The sequence below is a fragment of the Pseudoalteromonas sp. APC 3355 genome (assembly GCF_030407615.1).
Classification (GTDB): domain Bacteria; phylum Pseudomonadota; class Gammaproteobacteria; order Enterobacterales; family Alteromonadaceae; genus Pseudoalteromonas; species Pseudoalteromonas distincta.
This window is the reverse complement of sequence record NZ_JASDDB010000005.1, coordinates 1-16991: the sequence shown is the minus strand read 5'-3', so window position 1 is coordinate 16991 and position 16991 is coordinate 1. Positions and strand designations below refer to the sequence as shown.

At 39.2% G+C, this 16991-nt stretch carries 16 protein-coding genes; 9 read left to right on the top strand and 7 right to left on the bottom strand.

What is annotated here, in order from left to right; genetic code table 11:
• The first annotated feature begins 20 nt into the window (after nt 1-20).
• Both QMA08_RS09850 and QMA08_RS09845 read left to right on the top strand, forming a co-directional pair.
• Nucleotides 21-1184 carry a M23 family metallopeptidase gene (locus QMA08_RS09850; RefSeq protein ID WP_024605844.1) on the top strand — a complete coding sequence of 388 codons (1164 nt, stop codon included), beginning with the start codon at nt 21-23 and terminating at the stop codon, nt 1182-1184.
• Nucleotides 1174-1656 (top strand): polymer-forming cytoskeletal protein, encoded by a 483-nt coding sequence (locus QMA08_RS09845; RefSeq protein WP_002958196.1) that lies wholly within the window; start codon nt 1174-1176, stop codon nt 1654-1656. The genes QMA08_RS09850 and QMA08_RS09845 overlap by 11 nt, the downstream gene beginning before the upstream one ends.
• A 21-nt stretch (nt 1657-1677) precedes the next feature.
• On the opposite strand, the gene QMA08_RS09840 is transcribed toward QMA08_RS09845, so the two are convergent.
• The gene (locus tag QMA08_RS09840) at nt 1678-2151 is read right to left on the bottom strand and encodes a hotdog fold domain-containing protein (RefSeq protein ID WP_193226136.1); all 474 of its coding nucleotides are present in this window, start codon (nt 2149-2151) and stop codon (nt 1678-1680) included.
• A 183-nt stretch (nt 2152-2334) separates the two neighbouring features.
• Between QMA08_RS09840 and QMA08_RS09835 the strand changes: the two genes are divergently transcribed.
• The 3 genes from QMA08_RS09835 to QMA08_RS09825 all read left to right on the top strand — a co-directional run bounded on the left by QMA08_RS09835 (nt 2335) and on the right by QMA08_RS09825 (nt 4706).
• Nucleotides 2335-3534: a multidrug effflux MFS transporter gene (locus QMA08_RS09835; protein ID WP_024605847.1), complete on the top strand. Its 1200-nt coding sequence runs from the start codon at nt 2335-2337 to the stop codon at nt 3532-3534.
• Complete coding sequence (locus QMA08_RS09830) at nt 3531-4175, top strand: LysE family translocator (RefSeq protein ID WP_182695997.1); 645 nt, start codon at nt 3531-3533, stop codon at nt 4173-4175. The genes QMA08_RS09835 and QMA08_RS09830 overlap by 4 nt, the downstream gene beginning before the upstream one ends.
• 66 nt (nt 4176-4241) lie before the next feature.
• Nucleotides 4242-4706, top strand: coding sequence for a methylglyoxal synthase (locus QMA08_RS09825; RefSeq protein ID WP_200219376.1), 465 nt, complete (start codon nt 4242-4244; stop codon nt 4704-4706).
• 19 nt (nt 4707-4725) lie between these two features.
• On the opposite strand, the gene yegD is transcribed toward QMA08_RS09825, so the two are convergent.
• From yegD to QMA08_RS09795, 6 genes are all read right to left on the bottom strand, one after another.
• Nucleotides 4726-6090, bottom strand: a complete 1365-nt coding sequence (gene yegD, locus QMA08_RS09820; protein ID WP_024595669.1) for a molecular chaperone — start codon at nt 6088-6090, stop codon at nt 4726-4728.
• A 62-nt stretch (nt 6091-6152) separates the two neighbouring features.
• Nucleotides 6153-6995 carry a DNA ligase gene (locus QMA08_RS09815; protein ID WP_200219377.1) on the bottom strand — a complete coding sequence of 281 codons (843 nt, stop codon included), beginning with the start codon at nt 6993-6995 and terminating at the stop codon, nt 6153-6155.
• A gap of 33 nt (nt 6996-7028) precedes the next feature.
• Nucleotides 7029-7685, bottom strand: coding sequence for an HAD family phosphatase (locus tag QMA08_RS09810; protein WP_290174406.1), 657 nt, complete (start codon nt 7683-7685; stop codon nt 7029-7031).
• Nucleotides 7686-7761: 76 nt separating this feature from the next.
• Nucleotides 7762-8061: a hypothetical protein gene (locus QMA08_RS09805; protein WP_193226140.1), complete on the bottom strand. Its 300-nt coding sequence runs from the start codon at nt 8059-8061 to the stop codon at nt 7762-7764.
• Nucleotides 8062-8166: 105 nt separating this feature from the next.
• Complete coding sequence (locus tag QMA08_RS09800; RefSeq protein ID WP_290174403.1) at nt 8167-10452, bottom strand: TonB-dependent receptor; 2286 nt, start codon at nt 10450-10452, stop codon at nt 8167-8169.
• Between the two features lie 415 nt (nt 10453-10867).
• Nucleotides 10868-11728, bottom strand: coding sequence for a mechanosensitive ion channel domain-containing protein (locus QMA08_RS09795; RefSeq protein WP_002958183.1), 861 nt, complete (start codon nt 11726-11728; stop codon nt 10868-10870).
• A 196-nt stretch (nt 11729-11924) separates the two neighbouring features.
• Here QMA08_RS09795 and QMA08_RS09790 point away from each other — a divergent pair, with 196 nt between their 5' ends.
• The 4 genes from QMA08_RS09790 to QMA08_RS09775 all read left to right on the top strand — a co-directional run bounded on the left by QMA08_RS09790 (nt 11925) and on the right by QMA08_RS09775 (nt 16841).
• Nucleotides 11925-12131, top strand: a complete 207-nt coding sequence (locus QMA08_RS09790; RefSeq protein ID WP_002958182.1) for a hypothetical protein — start codon at nt 11925-11927, stop codon at nt 12129-12131.
• 213 nt (nt 12132-12344) lie between these two features.
• The gene (locus QMA08_RS09785) at nt 12345-14480 is read left to right on the top strand and encodes a M3 family metallopeptidase (RefSeq protein ID WP_024598247.1); all 2136 of its coding nucleotides are present in this window, start codon (nt 12345-12347) and stop codon (nt 14478-14480) included.
• Between the two features lie 114 nt (nt 14481-14594).
• Nucleotides 14595-15446, top strand: coding sequence for a carboxylate/amino acid/amine transporter (locus QMA08_RS09780; protein ID WP_175413904.1), 852 nt, complete (start codon nt 14595-14597; stop codon nt 15444-15446).
• A 69-nt stretch (nt 15447-15515) separates the two neighbouring features.
• The gene (locus QMA08_RS09775) at nt 15516-16841 is read left to right on the top strand and encodes a glycerophosphodiester phosphodiesterase family protein (protein WP_138489475.1); all 1326 of its coding nucleotides are present in this window, start codon (nt 15516-15518) and stop codon (nt 16839-16841) included.
• Nucleotides 16842-16991: the final 150 nt, after the last annotated feature.

The window sequence follows — 16991 nt, the reverse complement described above, 5'->3', positions numbered from 1 at the left end:
ATAGCCAGTGTTTATATGCCATGTCAGTATTTATAAAGTCTTTTTATCATAAATTTTTCCCTGCTCGTCAGCTACTTATTCGTCAAAATGGCGAAGTTAAGCATGTTGTTTTAGCCTCTTGGTTTCAACTTCTTGTAGCGTTGCTTATTTTAGTCACTTTTACTTGGCTGAGTATTTCAAGCTTTCGTGTTTATACACAAACAAATAAAATCTCTGACATAAAACAAAATCAAATAACCGAGCAAACGCTGTGGCAACAAAAAGTCAGTGAGCAACAAGCCCTTCAAGCAACGCAGTTAGAGCAGCTTGCAATACTTGAGCAAAAGCAGGCGCTACTGCAAAGCATGATAGAATCCCTTCCTGCTTCAATTAGCAAAGATGTCATTAAGCTTGATACAGAACTTGATGTACCTATTAATGAAAATGGCAATGAATTTCATGAACCATTAGTCGATGAAAATCAAAAAGGTAAACAAGCACAGTTAATCGCTCCAATCACATTCGCAACAAGAGTGGCCAACTTAAATAATCAGTATGAGCAAAGCTTTACCTATTTAGATAACCAAATTAGTGAACGTCACCAAGCCATTTTAGCTATGGTCAAAGGCGCAGGAATTGAGTCTGCGCTTGAGCAACACCTAATATTAAGCGCCCAGACAACTGCACAAGGTGGGCCACTTGATATATTTAACGAAACAAAAATTCCGAGCCACTTTTTAGCCATCGTTGATAAGTTATTAATATTAAATAATTTAGAAAACTTTTTAACTGAGCTACCAAACACCCTGCCTTTAGCTAAAGCTAAATACTATATTTCGAGTAATTTTGGCCTTAGAAAAGATCCTATGAATAGTAATCATGCCTTTCATAAAGGAATTGATTTAGCCGGTTGGCATAAAACCGAAATATTCGCTCCAGCAGACGCTGTAGTGCTTCGTGCCGGTCGTAATGGTGGTTATGGTAACTTTATTGAGCTTGAACATAAAAATGGCTTAGTGACTCGATTTGGACACTTAAATAAAATTAAAGTAAAGAAAGGTCAATCAATCACTAAACATGATGTAATCGGCCTAATGGGCAGCACTGGCCGAAGCACAGGCACACATTTACACTACGAAGTATTACTTAATGGTAAACAAGTCAATCCTCTAAAAATAACAAAGGCGCTTTCTCGTGTTTGGTAGAAAAAAACAAAAAACAGTTAGCTCTAATTTAAAAAGAGTGAATCACACACCGTCTATTATTTCTGAAGACGTACGTCTTACAGGCACTTTAGTTAGCCAAGGTGAAGTACAGCTTGATGGCCGTATTGATGGTGACATAAAAGTGGAGCATTTAGTTATTGGCTCAGCGGGAGTTGTTGAAGGTATTGTTGAAGCTAAAAGCGTTATTGTTAAAGGTAAAGTTATTGGGTCTATTAATGCCAGTGAAGTAAAAGTACAAAGTGGCGCTCATGTTCATGGCGATGTATTTCACGATACATTGAGTATTGATGCAGGCGCAGTAATTGAAGGCAGTTTAAAGCAACGCTTTGAAAAAGAAGAGCCGGAACTAATTTCGAAAGAACTAAAACCCGCAAAAGAAGTTAAAGCATTATTGAAAGAAGATGGCAGCGACTTATCATTTGTAAATAAACAAGCCGCGGATAAAAGCTAAGTCAAATCAGCTTTACGTAAGTTACTTTTTCTCAGTAATGTACATAGTAATATCTGCAGTGAAAACAAGCTCATTGCGGGTATTATACAGTTTAACAGGTACTACTAAGTCTTCTTTATCAATCCACTTGTGTGGTAAATCAATTTCAGCGACTGCTCGTACATCTGTATCTACTTTAGCCAAATACCTAACTGTCATCCCTTTTGGGATCCAACGATGCGTTTTAACTGGCACTGTTGCATCAACCATTACACCTGCACACAATTCAGCTAAGTTACACTGCGCAATAGCATGAATGGTACCAATATGATTATGAACGCTGCGACGATTTTTAACCACCGCACTACAATGGCCCTCTCTCAAATCGAGTACGTAAGGTTTCATCGAACCAAAATATGGCGCTTTAAAGCAAACAGCTTTAGTAAAAAGCCAATTCCCAAAAGGTAGGCGCTTAAATTTATGCCATGTTTGTACAAGTGCAGATTTATTACTCATTATTATTTTCCATCAACAGTTACTTTTTTAAAATTAACACATCAGACCAGTTTTAAAAAGTGCATTTATGCTGGCTTTTTCGCTTAATCCAATCAAAAAGTAAGAATGACGACCTATGCAGGGGTCATAAGCCCTTTCTTTTTTATGAGTGCCCACCTAAAATACTCGACAAAAGGAGACTCAATGCAAACACAGCCCGCTAAACCTAATATGACTTTGTTACTTATCTTAGCGTTACTCGTTATATTTTGCCCTATGGCAATCGATATTTACCTACCTGCTTTTCCAACTATTGCAGAACAATTTGCAGTTACTGAACAACAAGTACAGCAAACCGTTGCTATTTTTATGCTAACAGTGGGTTTAGGCCAATTAATTGCGGGCCCTTTAGCTGATCGATTTGGCCGAAAACCAGTGGCAGTAGTGGGCATTAGTTTGTATGCAAGCTCTGCATTACTCGCATACTACTCGCCTTCTTTTGAGATATTACTAATAGCACGTGCTTTTCAGGGATTTGGAGCGTGTGCCACATTTGTTGTCGCATTTGCGATAGTGCGTGATAAATATGGCAGTGAACGAAGCGGACAAATGATCACCTACCTTAACGGGATTGTGTGCTTTATTCCGGCAATGGCACCTATTTTAGGGGCTTGGCTTACCGTACAGTTTGGCTGGCGTATGAACTTTATGTTTTTAACCGCGTTTGCCATTTTGGGCCTTATTGTTACCCTATTCTTTTTTAGAGAAACGCGCCCTGCTGATAGTCATTATCAGGGGCATATTTTAGATTTACGTCGCTTTACTCCGATTATTAAAACACCGGTATTTTTGTTTAATAGCCTAATTTGTATGGTCTCAATGTCAGCCATATTAGTGTATGTAACGCTCGCACCAGGCTGGCTTATTACACATTTAGGGGGCACCGTAGCCGACTTTACTTTTTGGTTTACGTTAAATGCCGTAATAAGTATTGTCGCTAGTTTTATTTTACCAACCTACATTAAACGAAATAGCCAACGTGCTTTGCGTGTCGGTGTGAGTGTACTGGTTTCCTCAGGCATTTTAATGTTAGCCCTTAGCGGTATAGAAACAGCATTTGCACTTATGCTACCTATCTTAATTGCTGCATTAGGGTTTGCTTTAAGTTTAGGCTCTGCTGCAGGAATGTCTCTGTCTAGCTTTCCTAAACAAGCAGGCACAGCCTCTGCATTACTTGGTGCTATGCAAATGAGTGGCGCAAGTATACTTGTCGTTTTAACCCAATATTTAGGGCTAAGCACACCGTGGTTGATTGCTTTTCACTTGTTATTACTAGTTCCGCTTTGGCTTATTTTAATGAGTAAAAAAGCACATACTTTACACCCTGCTAAAAGTACTCAATGATCAATCCTGACTTTCTAGTCTCATTTTTATTAGCCAGCTTTTTAATGGCAGTAGCGCCTGGGCCATCAAATGCATTTTTGATGGCGCAAACATTTGCTAATGGTCGAAGCGCTGGTATGCAAAGTGCTTTTGGTTTTGCATTAGGTGGGGTTGTTCATACGCTATTTGCTGTTGTAGGCCTAAGCGCAGTCCTAAAAGCTTCCCCTAGTGCCTATGCAGCAGTGCAATACGCAGGCGCAGCATACTTATGCTATTTAGGGTTTATGATGATTAAAGGCACGCTAAATCAGCCAGAGCCGACATCTGATGACAAGCAAACCGATAAACCGCATATAAGTACCAGTAAAAAAAGTAATGTCATGTTTCAGGCCATGATGACTGAAGTACTAAACCCTAAAGTAGCATTATTCTTTATTGCATTTATTCCGCAATTTGTAGATCCAACGCTTTCATCGGCTACTTTTCAGCTCGCTTTTTTTGGCTTACTTTACCCTCTTTTTGCTTTTCCGATTGACTGCACGTATATTTATTTTGGCGACAAAATTGCACAGTTTTTTAGACGTAACCCAAATAGCCAACTTTGGATTGATAGGATCACTGGCATTGTATTTATTGCCCTTGCTATCAATCTATTATTTTAACTAACCTGCACTTTGGTTAAGAGGTTTATTCTTCCGAGTTTAGGTTCACCAATAAAAAGAATTAGCATGGAACAAAAAACACAATCTCTTCCCGCACAAAAAAATATTGCTTTAGTGGCACACGATGGTAAAAAAGCAGCACTAAAATTATGGTGTGAAAAACACAAAGAAATACTAAGTAAGCACACTTTATATGGCACAGGTACTACGGGGCATTTAATCCAAAAAACCACGGGGCTTGATGTAGTTCAGCTTTTAAGTGGTCCTATGGGCGGCGATCAACAACTTGGCGCTAAAATAGCAGAACATGAGATACATGTTTTAATATTTTTTTGGGACCCATTAGCATCACAGCCTCATGACCCTGATGTTAAAGCACTACTACGTTTAGCAGCTGTTTGGAATATTCCGGTGGCGTGTAATGAAGTGAGTGCAGATATGTTATTAAGCTCACCGCTTATGGACATAGAGCTTGAACGTACATTGCCAGATTACGAAAAATATCTCGCAACCCGACAAATAGATCTTTAAACCTCAATTGTAATCTAGGTTATTTATAAAGCATGCTGGCCCATTTAGTCAGGCCAGCAGTTACACTACCAAAGTGATCCCCGTTAACCATTTTTATATCGCCTAAGTGCTCACTTAAAGCCGCTTTAATCAATGGTGATTGTGCACTACCGCCTGTTAAATAGATAATGTCTGGCGTGGTCGCAGCGTCGCTGATTGCTTGTTTTGCTAAAGTAACTATTTGGCTAATACTACTCTCAACGGCAACAGCTAAATCTCTTACAGATACATTTTTATTCAGCCCACTATCTAAAAAGCTTAAATCACAATCAAACACACTAGCAGACGAAAGTGCTATTTTAGCCGCTTCACCTTGTTGCACTAACTGATGGCCTTGCTTGTTTTGCTGTAAATGTATTAAACGCTTATAAAGCTCAGGTGCACTTACATCACGTAATTGTGCGTTTAGCTCTCGGGTATGGCTTTCACTATAAAATTGGCTTTGTAAGTTTACATCGTTAATTTTACACGCTTGCCAAAACGCTTGATTAGGCAAAGGCAAACCCGATTTAAACGTACTACCTAAACCCAATAACGGCATTAAACCATGAAAGCTCAAAGCAATATCTAAATCATTTCCGCCAACACGTTTACCACTGTGAGATAAAAAATCGCTATCGCGCTGACTATTTCCTCTAAAGCTTGGGCCCATTTGTACAAATGAGCAGTCACTTGTACCACCACCAATATCAATAACGAGTACTTTTTGATCCTGAGTTAAATCACTCTCGTAATCGATACCCGCAGCAAGTGGCTCATATAAAAACTCTACGTCTTTAAAACCAGCGCGTTTAGCAGCACGCTCTAAAATACCGACCGCTTGTTGATTTGATTGCTCACCACCCACAGCTTGAAAGTTTACTGGGCGACCAATCACTGTTTGTGTAAGTGTTTTACCTAAAGAGAGCTCAGCGCGTTGCTTAATTTTTAAGATCATCGCGGTTGCGATATCTTCAAAAAAGTTAATTTGACCTTGCTTTAAACCTGTTGCACCAAAAAATGATTTAGGGGACTTAACAAAATAGCCTTCTTCAGGGAACTGCACGTACTCGCTAATCGCTTCACGACCAATAAATAGGGTTTCATCTGAAGGTTGTAAATCAAGGTCTGACTTAATACGAGGTAAGGTATTTAATAATGCTTGGCGCTGCGTTAAAAAGTCATGCTCATGGGCTGTGCCATGTAAATGCTTAGCAACAAAATCCACAACCAACGCACTGTGATGAGTGTAAAGTGTAGACGGTAAGTAATGTTTTCCTTGCTCTAGCGGTACTAATTGAACATTACCCTCGCTCATTACACCCATAGCACAATTAGAACTACCGTAATCAAAACCTACAAACATACTTCACCACACATTACCAAAAAGGCCGCGCAATTTAGCACACTTTGTAAAATTTATAAATGTTATAAACTATCTCTGACCCGTAAAAAACTAGCAAAACGCGGTAACCCATTTTTTGTTAAGCCATGAAATCGGTACGTTACAGTACTACCAATCTCCGGTGGGATGGAGCGCTGTGCATCATTAAACCCAGTACCAATAGAAAATACCTGCCCCTGCGCTGTTTTTACCCTTAATGCCCCTAACATACCTTGATATTTACCTTTGCCTGGTAAGTGCGCAATTACAACCGCTTCTGCATCTAAATAAGGTTTTAATTTTAGTAATGCATTACTTCTTCCATTGCTGTGCTTAGCGCTGGCCAAATGAAGCATTACGCCCTCGCCGCCCTGCTTAGTTATGTTGTCAAAATACTCTGTAAGTTGCTCATTATTTGTAAAGCTATATTGAACTACAGCACTAATGTGCGGCGAGTTTAGGCTAGTAATAAGCTCATTATAGTTTTTATAGCGAGTGCTAAAAGGCAGATTTTCATTTGGCATATCAAATACTTTATAAGTAATAGTTTGCCAATCATGATTATTAGGTTTTTTAGTTCTGACTATGCCACTAAGCGCAGAAAAGTGCTCACGTTTAGTCCACAGCTCACCATCAAGCCATACATTTGGCAATGGCGCTGTAAACCAACTTGGCGCATTGATAATATTACCCTTACGAGTTACAAACTCCGTGCCGGTCCAGATAGCTCTTACGCCATCATATTTTTCACTGACTAAATATTTACTTACATCATAATGCTTAGTTTCGTCATATACTTTAGCCAGTAAAACAGACGGTTGTGCTGCACTTATGCATTGCGTAAAAAGTACAATAACAATTAAAAGCAGGTGTTTAATAGTAAACATTGGCGCATCCAAGCACGTAAAAGTTGGCTTAAACTATAGTTGAGATTGCACCCATTGCCAAAACTCATCTAAGTTACTCATTTTATAGGTAGCTTGGCTGAAATCGTGATCTTTAGTGTGGCTATTAGCAATGGCAACAACACGTAACAACGCGTTGTTGGCCGCCGTAACGCCGGTAAATGTATCCTCAACGGCTATTGCATTGCCTGCCTGTATATTTATCTGCTTAAGTGCCAGTAAATATGCATCCCCTGCAGGTTTAGGATTAGTTACATCGTCTTTTGTTACCACCGTGTCAAACAGCTCATAAAACCCTAAACCTTTCAGTATTGGCATGGCTTCACTTTTAGCACTGCCCGTTACTAGCGCCATTTTTAAGCCACTCGCTTTTACAGCTTTCAACGTTTGCTCAGTAAACGGCATCAGTGGTGGTAAATGTGTTAATACATATTCGCCAAATAAACGGTATTTTTCATCTGCTAAAAACTGTGCACTTACCGATAAGTTATGCTCTTGCTTAATCTCTATTGCAGCTTCTAAAGTGGGTCGTCCTGAAAAGCGCTGACAAAAATCATTTTCTAAATAACTTACACCATAAGGCTTAAGTAGTTTACTCCAACATACAAAGTGCATGCTTTCTGAATCAACTAATGTGCCATCCATATCAAATAATACTGCTTCTAATGTCATCCTCATTCCTTATTTAACTTGAGCTAAATTTTGACAATAAAAAAAGGCGCCTTAAGCACCTTTTATATAAATACAGTTATTGCGTTAAGCCTGCTGGCGGCTCACCCGTTGCTTCTTCACCCGTATCAACATCAACAAGCTCGTAGCCACGCGTTTTACGTACAACTTTAAGTACTGGCTTATCAAATGCTGTTTTTAAACGCTCAGAGTCATCTTTTAACTCATCTAAGGTTGTTCCAAAAGGGGCTGCGCCAGTTTCTGACCAGTTAGTTACTTTACCATTTAGGTTATATTCTACTTCATGTATTTGATATTGCGCTGCTTCGTCTTTCGTTGCTTCACAAAAAATTACACGGTAATTCCAAAATCCAGCCATCTTTTTATCTCTTTAAATTAATTAACGCTACTTTACCAGCTTTATAAAAACATAAAAGCCTGCACAAGGCAGGCTTTTAAAAATTAATATAATTTAAGGTTATCTTTAGAAGAAGTTAACTTTAAATTCAGCACCAACATAACGCTCTTCGTTAACAATACCTGTATTGTTATTGAAATCTACAGCGCCAATAACTTGTTGCTCGTCAAATAAGTTACGAACAAACGCAGCAACTTCGTATTCGTAATCGCCTTCAGACCATGTGTAACCTGTACGAAGACCTGTTTCAATAAGCTCTTTACCTTCAAACTCTACTGATTCGTAAAGGAACATATTGATTTTACTACGATAAGAAATATCACCGCTTGCGAAGAAGTTACCATCGGCAAGTTCTTTAGTGTAGCGAAGCGTAAAGTTAGAGATCCACTCAGGAGCATGCGGTAAGCTGTTACCATCAAGTATTGCACGATCTTCAGGACCAAACGCACCTGCTACTTGGAAAGTCGGGTCTGTTACCGTACATTGTGCACAAACAGCCACAGCTAAATCGTTATCTTTAATTTCTGTTTTATTGTAGCTTAAGTTAAACGTTGCATTAAACTCATCGCTTAATACCCACTGCGTATCTAACTCAAAACCATAGCCAGTTGTTTTATCAGCATTAACTAAACGGTTAAAGTTAGCACCACCGCCTACAGCAGTAAGCTGTTGGTCGTCCATCGTATAATAAAACACAGTTGCATTTACACGACCTTGGCCGTCTAGCACGTCTGATTTAATACCTGTCTCGTACGATGTTACCGTTTCTGATTCAGCTGTTGTTACATCATCACCAAATAAAATACGACCTTGTAAACTAGGTGCGCGGAAGCTATTTGCTACACGGCCGTACCAGTTAACATCATCGTTTACTTTGTAATTTGCAGATAAATCCCAGCTAACATGGTCGTCACTAACATCACGCTCTACAAGTAATGCACCGCCGCCAATTGGGCTAAGTGTACGATCAGCTACAAAATCCTTATCATCATCAGAGTAACGAAGACCCGCTGTTACTTTTAAATCATCTGAAAAAGTATAATCTACAGAACCAAATACAGCCCATGCAGTTGTGTCTTGTTGTTGGCGAACATAACCATTTAAAACACCATTATTTGAAGTGTCATAACTAAAGTTTTCAATCGTTAGTTCTTCATCAAAGTAAAATACACCTACTTGATAATTTAAGTCACCATCAAAGTTACTAGATAAACGTAGTTCTTGCGTCAACTGGTCGTGATCTGGAATGCCATCAGCACTTTCTGAAGAGAAAGGAATAAAACCAGGTCCCATAGCAACTGGAACGTCATCGATTGAGAAGCCGCCGTAACCGCCGTCAATATCAGCGCGCGAATATATTTCAGCACTTTCCCATGCAGAAATTGAAGTAATTGTGTGGTTTTTAAGTTCCCACTCAAGCTTTAAGCTTGCACCTTCAGATTCTACTTGTTGAGTAGAGCGAGATGCCGCATCTTGATAAACAACATCACTTTCGTAGTTATCTACTAGCTCATTAGTACCCGCTTTAATTACATTTGCACGAAAGGCAATTGGTGAGCCATCTAAGTCACGTGTGTGATAGTTTAATAAAGCAGTAAAATCATCGCCTTCATATAAAAACTGAACGCGTGCCGCTTTTTCAGTATAACCACCTTGCTCATCTTTAGCTTCAAAGCCTGGAGCTTGGTTATCAATGTAATCGTCTTTGTCTTGCCATAATAATGAAACACGAGCAGATAAACGGTCAGTTAAAGCACCACCTACAGCACCACTTGTATCTACAGCACCACGGCTACCGTATGAAACAGAGCCATAACCATCAAATTCTTGACTTGGTTTAACAGTATCAAACTTAACAAGGCCAGCTGGCGTGTTACGGCCAAATAGCGTTCCTTGAGGACCACGTAATACTTCTACGCGTTCAACATCAAATACTGGGAAACCTTTTAAAATTGCATTTTCTTGAACTACTTCATCAACAACAAGTGATACTGGCTGTGATGCATTCAAATCGAAATCGGTATTACCTAAACCACGAACGTAAAAGCGTGGGAATGAACGACCAAATGAAGACTCAATAGATAAACTTGGAATTTTCGCATTTAAAAAGCGAATATCCATACCTGCAGAGCTATATGCATCAAGGTTATCACCTTGTAATGCAGATACAGCTACAGGTACTTCTTGTGCATTTTCTACGCGTTTACGGGCGGTAACTTGAATAACTTCTAGTTGATTGCTTTTTTTAGCCGTTTCTTCTTCAGCGGCGAATGCTGAAATAGATGTGCCAGCAGCAGATAGTAGTGCAGCGTTAATAATTGTCGCTATTGCAGATTTCTTTAATGATTTCATGTCGGGTATTAACCTTTAGTATGCACTCTTGTTCAACGGTTTTTTGTGTTGCGCAATGTATTCATTGCGGGCTCGTACAATTTTTCGCGACTTGCTATATGGCGCGCGGACCTCATCACCGAGAGTACAAAACGGAGTAACAAGGCTGAACGAACGATTAAGATTATACCATTGTGTAATAATTTTACTGCATAAATATGAACATAAATGGAAACTTTTTTGCAACATTTAACTACAAGATTACGTGTTTTTATCAATATTTAGATGCGAAAACCTAATAATGAGGACATATGTCCTTTATTGAAGATCGCGAAGTAAAGTAGGAAAAATGGATTGCTTTACATATTAACCCAAAATAGAAACGTTATGGTTACTCATAAAAAAAGTCACCCGCAAGCGACTTTTTTTATTAGAACTACGACCTTTTAAAAGCAATTTCACCATCTATATGAATATCGCGCTGTGGAAACGCAATCACTACATCATGCTCTTCAAATACAGCATAAATACTAAAACGAATATCACTGCGCACTTTTCTAAGCATGGTTTCAGACTCGGCGCATACCCAAAAAATAGCATTAAATACAAGCGAGCTATCTGCAAAGTCATCAAATAACACTGATGACTTTGGATTAACCAATATTGCATCATGATCATCAAGTACTTGCTGGATAAGCTTTTTAACCAGTATAACGTCTGAACCATACGCAACGCCGACACTGACCGATGAGCGTGCATTACCATCTATCAGCGTCCAGTTTGTTACTGTATTTTCGAGCAATTGAGAATTAGGTATAAGCATATGTACGCCGTCATTTCGGCGAATACGTGTAGAACGCGTATTAATAGTTTCAACTACGCCCTTTGCGTTACCTACCTCTAAAAAGTCACCAATGCGAATTGGGCGCTCCCACATCAATATCCAACCGCTGATAAAGTTATTAATAATGTTTTGTGCACCAAAACCTACACCAATAGCAATCGCACCGGATACAAAAGCAAATGCCGTAAGCGGGATGCTGAGCACTTCAAGCGATGTAAAAATTAAAATTGCGATACTTAAAATAAAGTAAATTCGAGTAAACAAATGCACTGCGTCTTGGCTTATTTTTTTAGCGAGTAATGTTTTTTTAATAAGCTTGCCAATACGTGTGACTACAAACCACATAGCAAACAATATAAGTGGCACTTGAATTACTTTTGCTACCGTAATATTCACATCGTTATAAGTGAATATTACAAAGGCTAAGTATTGATTAATTTGTTCGAGGGTCATAAGTGTTCCCAATATCTTTTTTGATTGTTATTTGTTCACTAAAAAAAAGTGTGGTTCAGTTTTCGCTAAGCTTAGTACGTCATAATATAACTAAAACGCCAAGTTAATAAGTTCAATATGAATTTTATAAACAATTTATTAACTCTTTATTGCACCGAGTGCTATATAAATAGTGTACAAGCACTGGAGATCACATATGACACAACTTACTCTAAATCAAAGACTCGCTACTTTGCAGCCGCAGGTAGATTTAAAATTGTTTGAAAGCAGCCTAGATTACCGAAATAAAGTTTTGTGCTTGCTCGCCGAACAAGAGCAAACTCTAGCAACTATTAATAAAGAGTTTGGGCAGCAATCTAATAGCTTTGGCTCAGAGAAAAAATTTGTTTTAGGTTATAACTAACCCCCTCTCAAGCACACAATCGTATAATTAAGTAGCTTTAACGTTTAATTTTAGAGCTACTTTTACCCACCTTAATACTTATTATTAGCTAATTTGCGTTCAAATCCCCCTTAATACCGATAAACTTTATTGTATAAACCCACAAATTTGATAAGTTAACTAGGTTTTTCGACTCGCAAAGCCTATTTCGGCTAATCTTTTTATGGAGTTATTATGCGTAAAACCCTGATCGCCACTACTATTGCTAGTGCCCTAATCCTATCGGCTTGTTCTTCTAACGAACCTCAAGACATGGCAAAAGAGAGCGCAGCACAAGTGCAAGACATGAACGCAAACAATGTTTTATTCAAACCAAGCCCATTACAATACATGGCACCTGAGTTTGATAAGTTTGGTACAAAAGACTACGAAGCCGGCTTTGATGCTGGTATTGCTCAGCATACTGCGCAAATACAAGCTATTGCTAACAACCCAGCTCCTGCAACTTTTAAAAATACATTAGTTGAAATGGAAATGTCTGGCGAGCTACTAAACCGTGTATCAGCTGCTTTTTATAACCTTTCAGGTTTGATTTCTGATGACGAATACCAACGTATAAGTAAAAAAATGGCGCCGGTATTATCTGCTCACTCTGACGACATTTACTTAAATGGTGCATTATTCAAGCGCGTACAAACTATTTACGACAACAAAGACTCGCTTAATGCTGAAGATCAACGCCTGGTGGATTTTTACTATAAGCAATTTGTAAAAGCAGGCGCTAAATTAAATGACGCTGAAAAAGCAAAAATGCGTGAAATCAACTCACAACTTGCAGAGCTTTCTACTGCGTTTTCTCAAAACATTTTAAAATCGTTTAAAGAAGATGTCATTGTAGTTACCGATAAATCTAAACTTGCTGGCCTTTCTGAAGGTGAAATTGCAGGTCTTGCGGCCGCTGCTAAAAAAGCAGGTAAAGACGGCTACATGATCACGCTAGTAAATACGACTCAACAGCCAATTTTATCAAGCCTTGAAAACCGCGACCTACGTGAGCAAATTTTTAAAGCCTCTGCTAACCGTGCAGCAAAAACTAATGGCCCAATTATTATTGAAGAAACAAACCTACGCGCTCAAAAAGCAGAGCTACTAGGGTTTAAAGATTGGGCATCGTATGTAATGACTTCGCGTATGGCACAAACAACTGACAACGTGTATGGCATTTTAGATGACTTAGCACCAAAAGCAGTTGAAAAAGCTAAAATTGAAGCAGCTGCTATTCAAAAAGTAATTAACGATTCAGGTGAAAGCTTTGAGCTTAAACCATGGGATTGGGCTTTTTACGCGGAAAAAGTACGTGCTGAGAAGTACGACTTAGATCCTGCCCTTGTTAAGCCTTACTTTGAAATGGATTCTGTAATTCACGATGGTTTATTCTTTGCGATGAATAAGCTTTACGGTATTACATTTAAAGAGCGTAAAGATTTACCGGTTTATCATGAAGATGTTACAGCCTACGAAGTATTTAACGCTGACGGCAGCGCCATCGGTTTATTTTACCTAGACCCATACGCACGTGAAGGTAAGCGTGGCGGTGCATGGATGAGCGCTTACGTAAGTCAAAGCGGCTTAAAAGGCACTAAACCAGTTATTTATAATGCGCAGAACATTCCAAAACCTGCTGCAGGCGAGCCAACGTTAATGACCTTCGACGAAGTGTCAACTATGTTCCATGAGTTTGGTCATGCGGCGCACGGTTTATTCTCTGACGTTAAATACCCAAGCTTAGCGGGTACTGCTACAGCGCGTGACTTTGTTGAGTTTCCGTCGCAAGCGAATGAAGATTGGATGATTGAACCTACGGTACTTGCTAACTACGCCAAACACTACAAAACAGGTGAGCCAATTCCACAAGCTTTACTTGATAAAGTACTTGCATCGCAAAAATTCAACCAAGGTTTTGGTACCACTGAATATTTAGCAGCTGCTTTACTTGATATGGAATGGCACTCGTTTGGCTCAGATAAAAAAATTACTGATGTTCAAAAGTTTGAAAGCGATGCGCTTAAAGCACACGGTATTGATTACTACCCTGTACCACCGCGTTATAAATCAAACTACTTTAGCCATACATTTGCCGGTGGTTACTCTGCGGGTTACTACGCATACCTTTGGACTGAAGTATTTGCAGCCGATGCCTTTGCACACATGGAAAACAACGGCGGCTTAACACGTAAAAATGGTGATAAGTTCCGTAAAGAAATCCTATCTAAAGGTAACAGCCGCGACTTAATGCAAAGCTACATTGAGTTTAGAGGTCAAAAACCAACTACCGACGCATTACTTAAGCGCCGTGGTTTAGTTGAGTAAATAACTTAATTTATTAAGCTCACTTTTATAAAAGCCCGCTTGCGGGCTTTTATTGTTTATACCCTCACATATAACAGATAAACTTAGCTCAATATTTATTAAAAGATGATGGTTATGCAGTACTTATTTGCAGTCACTTTGCTTTGGGCGTTTTCGTTTAGTTTAATTGGTGTGTATTTAGCAGGCCAAGTTGACGCTTGGTTTAGCGTATTAATACGCATAGCACTGGCAACACTGATTTTTTTACCTTTTTTAAAGCTCAAACAAACGCCTAAACCTTTAGCCTTAAAGCTTATGCTGATTGGCGCTATACAACTTGGTGTTATGTATAGCTTTTACTACCACTCATTTTTATTTTTAACCGTTCCCGAAGTGCTGCTATTTACTGTAATGACTCCTTTGTACATTACCCTGCTAAATGATGGATTGAACAGACGCTTTAACCCACGCTTTTTTATAGTCGCACTTATTGCTGTAATCGGTGCAATTACTATTCGTTACGAAAACCTAAATAGCGATTTCATAATCGGCTTATTAATCGTTCAAGGGGCGAATATAAGTTTTGCTGTAGGCCAAGTTACCTACAAACGCTTAATGAATAACAATCAGCTTGATGACAAAGCCGTATTTGGATGGTTTTTTATAGGCGCACTTATTATTGCCACAATTTGCTATGCATTATTTGGTAACTCAAACAAATTACCAACCACTTTCACACAGTGGGGCATACTAATTTATTTAGGGTTGGTTGCATCAGGACTTGGTTACTTTATGTGGAATAAAGGCGCAACCCTTGTCAACGTAGGTGCTTTGGCAGTTATGAATAACTTGCTTATCCCAGCTGGGATTATAATTAACGTGCTGATCTGGAACCGAGATGCCGATATAGTTCGGTTAAGTATTGGGGCTGCTATAATGTTAGGTGCATTATTGGTCAATCAAATGCTTAATAAAAAAGTAAATTAATAAGCTTGTAGCAAAATCGTCATTAATAATCATTAAGGTAGTACAAATTTTACTTTTTAAGGATAAACAATGAAACGTATTACCTTACTTACAAGCTGTATATTGTTAGCCACACTTGCTGGCTGCGACGACGATGTAGAAATAGTAGAAAAAGAAGTGGTTGTTACCAACACCGAAGTGGAAATTGTTGAAGTACCTACACCCATTGTTGTAGAGGTTGCTGAAGGAGTAAATATTCAGCTAGGGACTCGCCCTGACTATTTAATTAACGATATGGCGCAAAGCACACTAAAAACAAAATTAGAGTCATGCAGCGAAGGTCCTTTTTACCGCACCGATTTTTCAATTGGTCATCGCGGTGCATCAATGCAATACCCAGAACACACTAAAGAAGCCTACATTGCGGCAGCAAGAATGGGCGCTGGCATTGTTGAATGCGATGTTACATTTACAAACGACAAAGAGCTTGTTTGTCGCCACTCTCAATGCGATTTACATACCACAACTAATATTTTAGCCATTCCTGAACTTGCAGCTAAATGCAGTGTGCCATTTACACCAGCCGACCCTGCTAATGGTATTACCGCTTCTGCAAAATGTTGTACCAGCGATATAAGCTTAGCGGAGTTTTTAACCCTTGAAGGTAAAATGGATGGTGCAAACACTAATGCAACGACCGTTGCCGATTACATGGATGGCACACCAAGTTGGCGCACTGATTTATATGCCACCAATGGCACATTGATGACCCATAAACAAAGCATTGCACTGTTTAATGAGCTAGGTGTAAAAATGACACCAGAGCTAAAATCGCCACAAGTAAGTATGCCATTTGATGGAATGACACAAGAACAATATGCGCAAAAAATGCTAGACGAGTACACGCAAATGGGTGTGCCAGCCTCAAAAGTTTATCCGCAATCATTTAACCTTGAAGACGTAAAATACTGGATTAACAATAACCCTGACTTTGCAGATAAAAGCGTTTACCTAGATGGTCGCGACAGTGAAGCCGGATTTGATCCAAGTAACCCACAAACATGGCAACCGGGTATGGATGAGTTAGTGGCTGACGGGGTGAAGATTTTAGCTCCTCCAATTTGGATGATGCTAACAATAGATAACGAAAGTAATATTGTGCCATCGCAATACGCTATTGACGCAAAAGCAGCAGGTTTAAAGCTTATTGCATGGAGCCTTGAGCGCTCGGGCCCGCTTAATGAAGGTGGAGGTTATTACTATCAATCAATTGCTGATGTTATAGATAACGATGGCGACATGATGACAGTAGTCGACGTACTCGCAAAGGACGTGGGGGTAATGGGTATTTTTTCAGATTGGCCGGCTACGGTAAGTTACTACGCCAGTTGTAATAAAATGCCTGCAAGTATTTAATACCAATCTGCTTATATATGGGGTCTATTTAACGTTAAGAAAATTACGCTAGAACGAGGCAAAAATTTTTTTATCTAGGGTCTGTTGATCTTTCAAGGTTAAATTTGCAGCAGTCTGTTTGGTATTTAGGCAAGGCAGAGCCTATGTAGT

What these genes read in the sequence shown, in the direction of transcription:
- QMA08_RS09850 (WP_024605844.1), top strand. Translation starts at nt 21, where the DNA reads ATGTCAGTATTTATAAAGTCTTTTTATCATAAATTTTTCCCTGCTCGT.
- QMA08_RS09840 (WP_193226136.1), bottom strand. Translation starts at nt 2,151, where the DNA reads ATGAGTAATAAATCTGCACTTGTACAAACATGGCATAAATTTAAGCGC.
- QMA08_RS09830 (WP_182695997.1), top strand. Translation starts at nt 3,531, where the DNA reads ATGATCAATCCTGACTTTCTAGTCTCATTTTTATTAGCCAGCTTTTTA.
- QMA08_RS09780 (WP_175413904.1), top strand. Translation starts at nt 14,595, where the DNA reads ATGCAGTACTTATTTGCAGTCACTTTGCTTTGGGCGTTTTCGTTTAGT.
- QMA08_RS09800 (WP_290174403.1), bottom strand. Translation starts at nt 10,452, where the DNA reads ATGAAATCATTAAAGAAATCTGCAATAGCGACAATTATTAACGCTGCA.
- QMA08_RS09805 (WP_193226140.1), bottom strand. Translation starts at nt 8,061, where the DNA reads ATGGCTGGATTTTGGAATTACCGTGTAATTTTTTGTGAAGCAACGAAA.
- QMA08_RS09810 (WP_290174406.1), bottom strand. Translation starts at nt 7,685, where the DNA reads ATGACATTAGAAGCAGTATTATTTGATATGGATGGCACATTAGTTGAT.
- QMA08_RS09825 (WP_200219376.1), top strand. Translation starts at nt 4,242, where the DNA reads ATGGAACAAAAAACACAATCTCTTCCCGCACAAAAAAATATTGCTTTA.
- yegD (WP_024595669.1), bottom strand. Translation starts at nt 6,090, where the DNA reads ATGTTTGTAGGTTTTGATTACGGTAGTTCTAATTGTGCTATGGGTGTA.
- QMA08_RS09785 (WP_024598247.1), top strand. Translation starts at nt 12,345, where the DNA reads ATGCGTAAAACCCTGATCGCCACTACTATTGCTAGTGCCCTAATCCTA.
- QMA08_RS09815 (WP_200219377.1), bottom strand. Translation starts at nt 6,995, where the DNA reads ATGTTTACTATTAAACACCTGCTTTTAATTGTTATTGTACTTTTTACG.
- QMA08_RS09790 (WP_002958182.1), top strand. Translation starts at nt 11,925, where the DNA reads ATGACACAACTTACTCTAAATCAAAGACTCGCTACTTTGCAGCCGCAG.
- QMA08_RS09795 (WP_002958183.1), bottom strand. Translation starts at nt 11,728, where the DNA reads ATGACCCTCGAACAAATTAATCAATACTTAGCCTTTGTAATATTCACT.
- QMA08_RS09775 (WP_138489475.1), top strand. Translation starts at nt 15,516, where the DNA reads ATGAAACGTATTACCTTACTTACAAGCTGTATATTGTTAGCCACACTT.
- QMA08_RS09835 (WP_024605847.1), top strand. Translation starts at nt 2,335, where the DNA reads ATGCAAACACAGCCCGCTAAACCTAATATGACTTTGTTACTTATCTTA.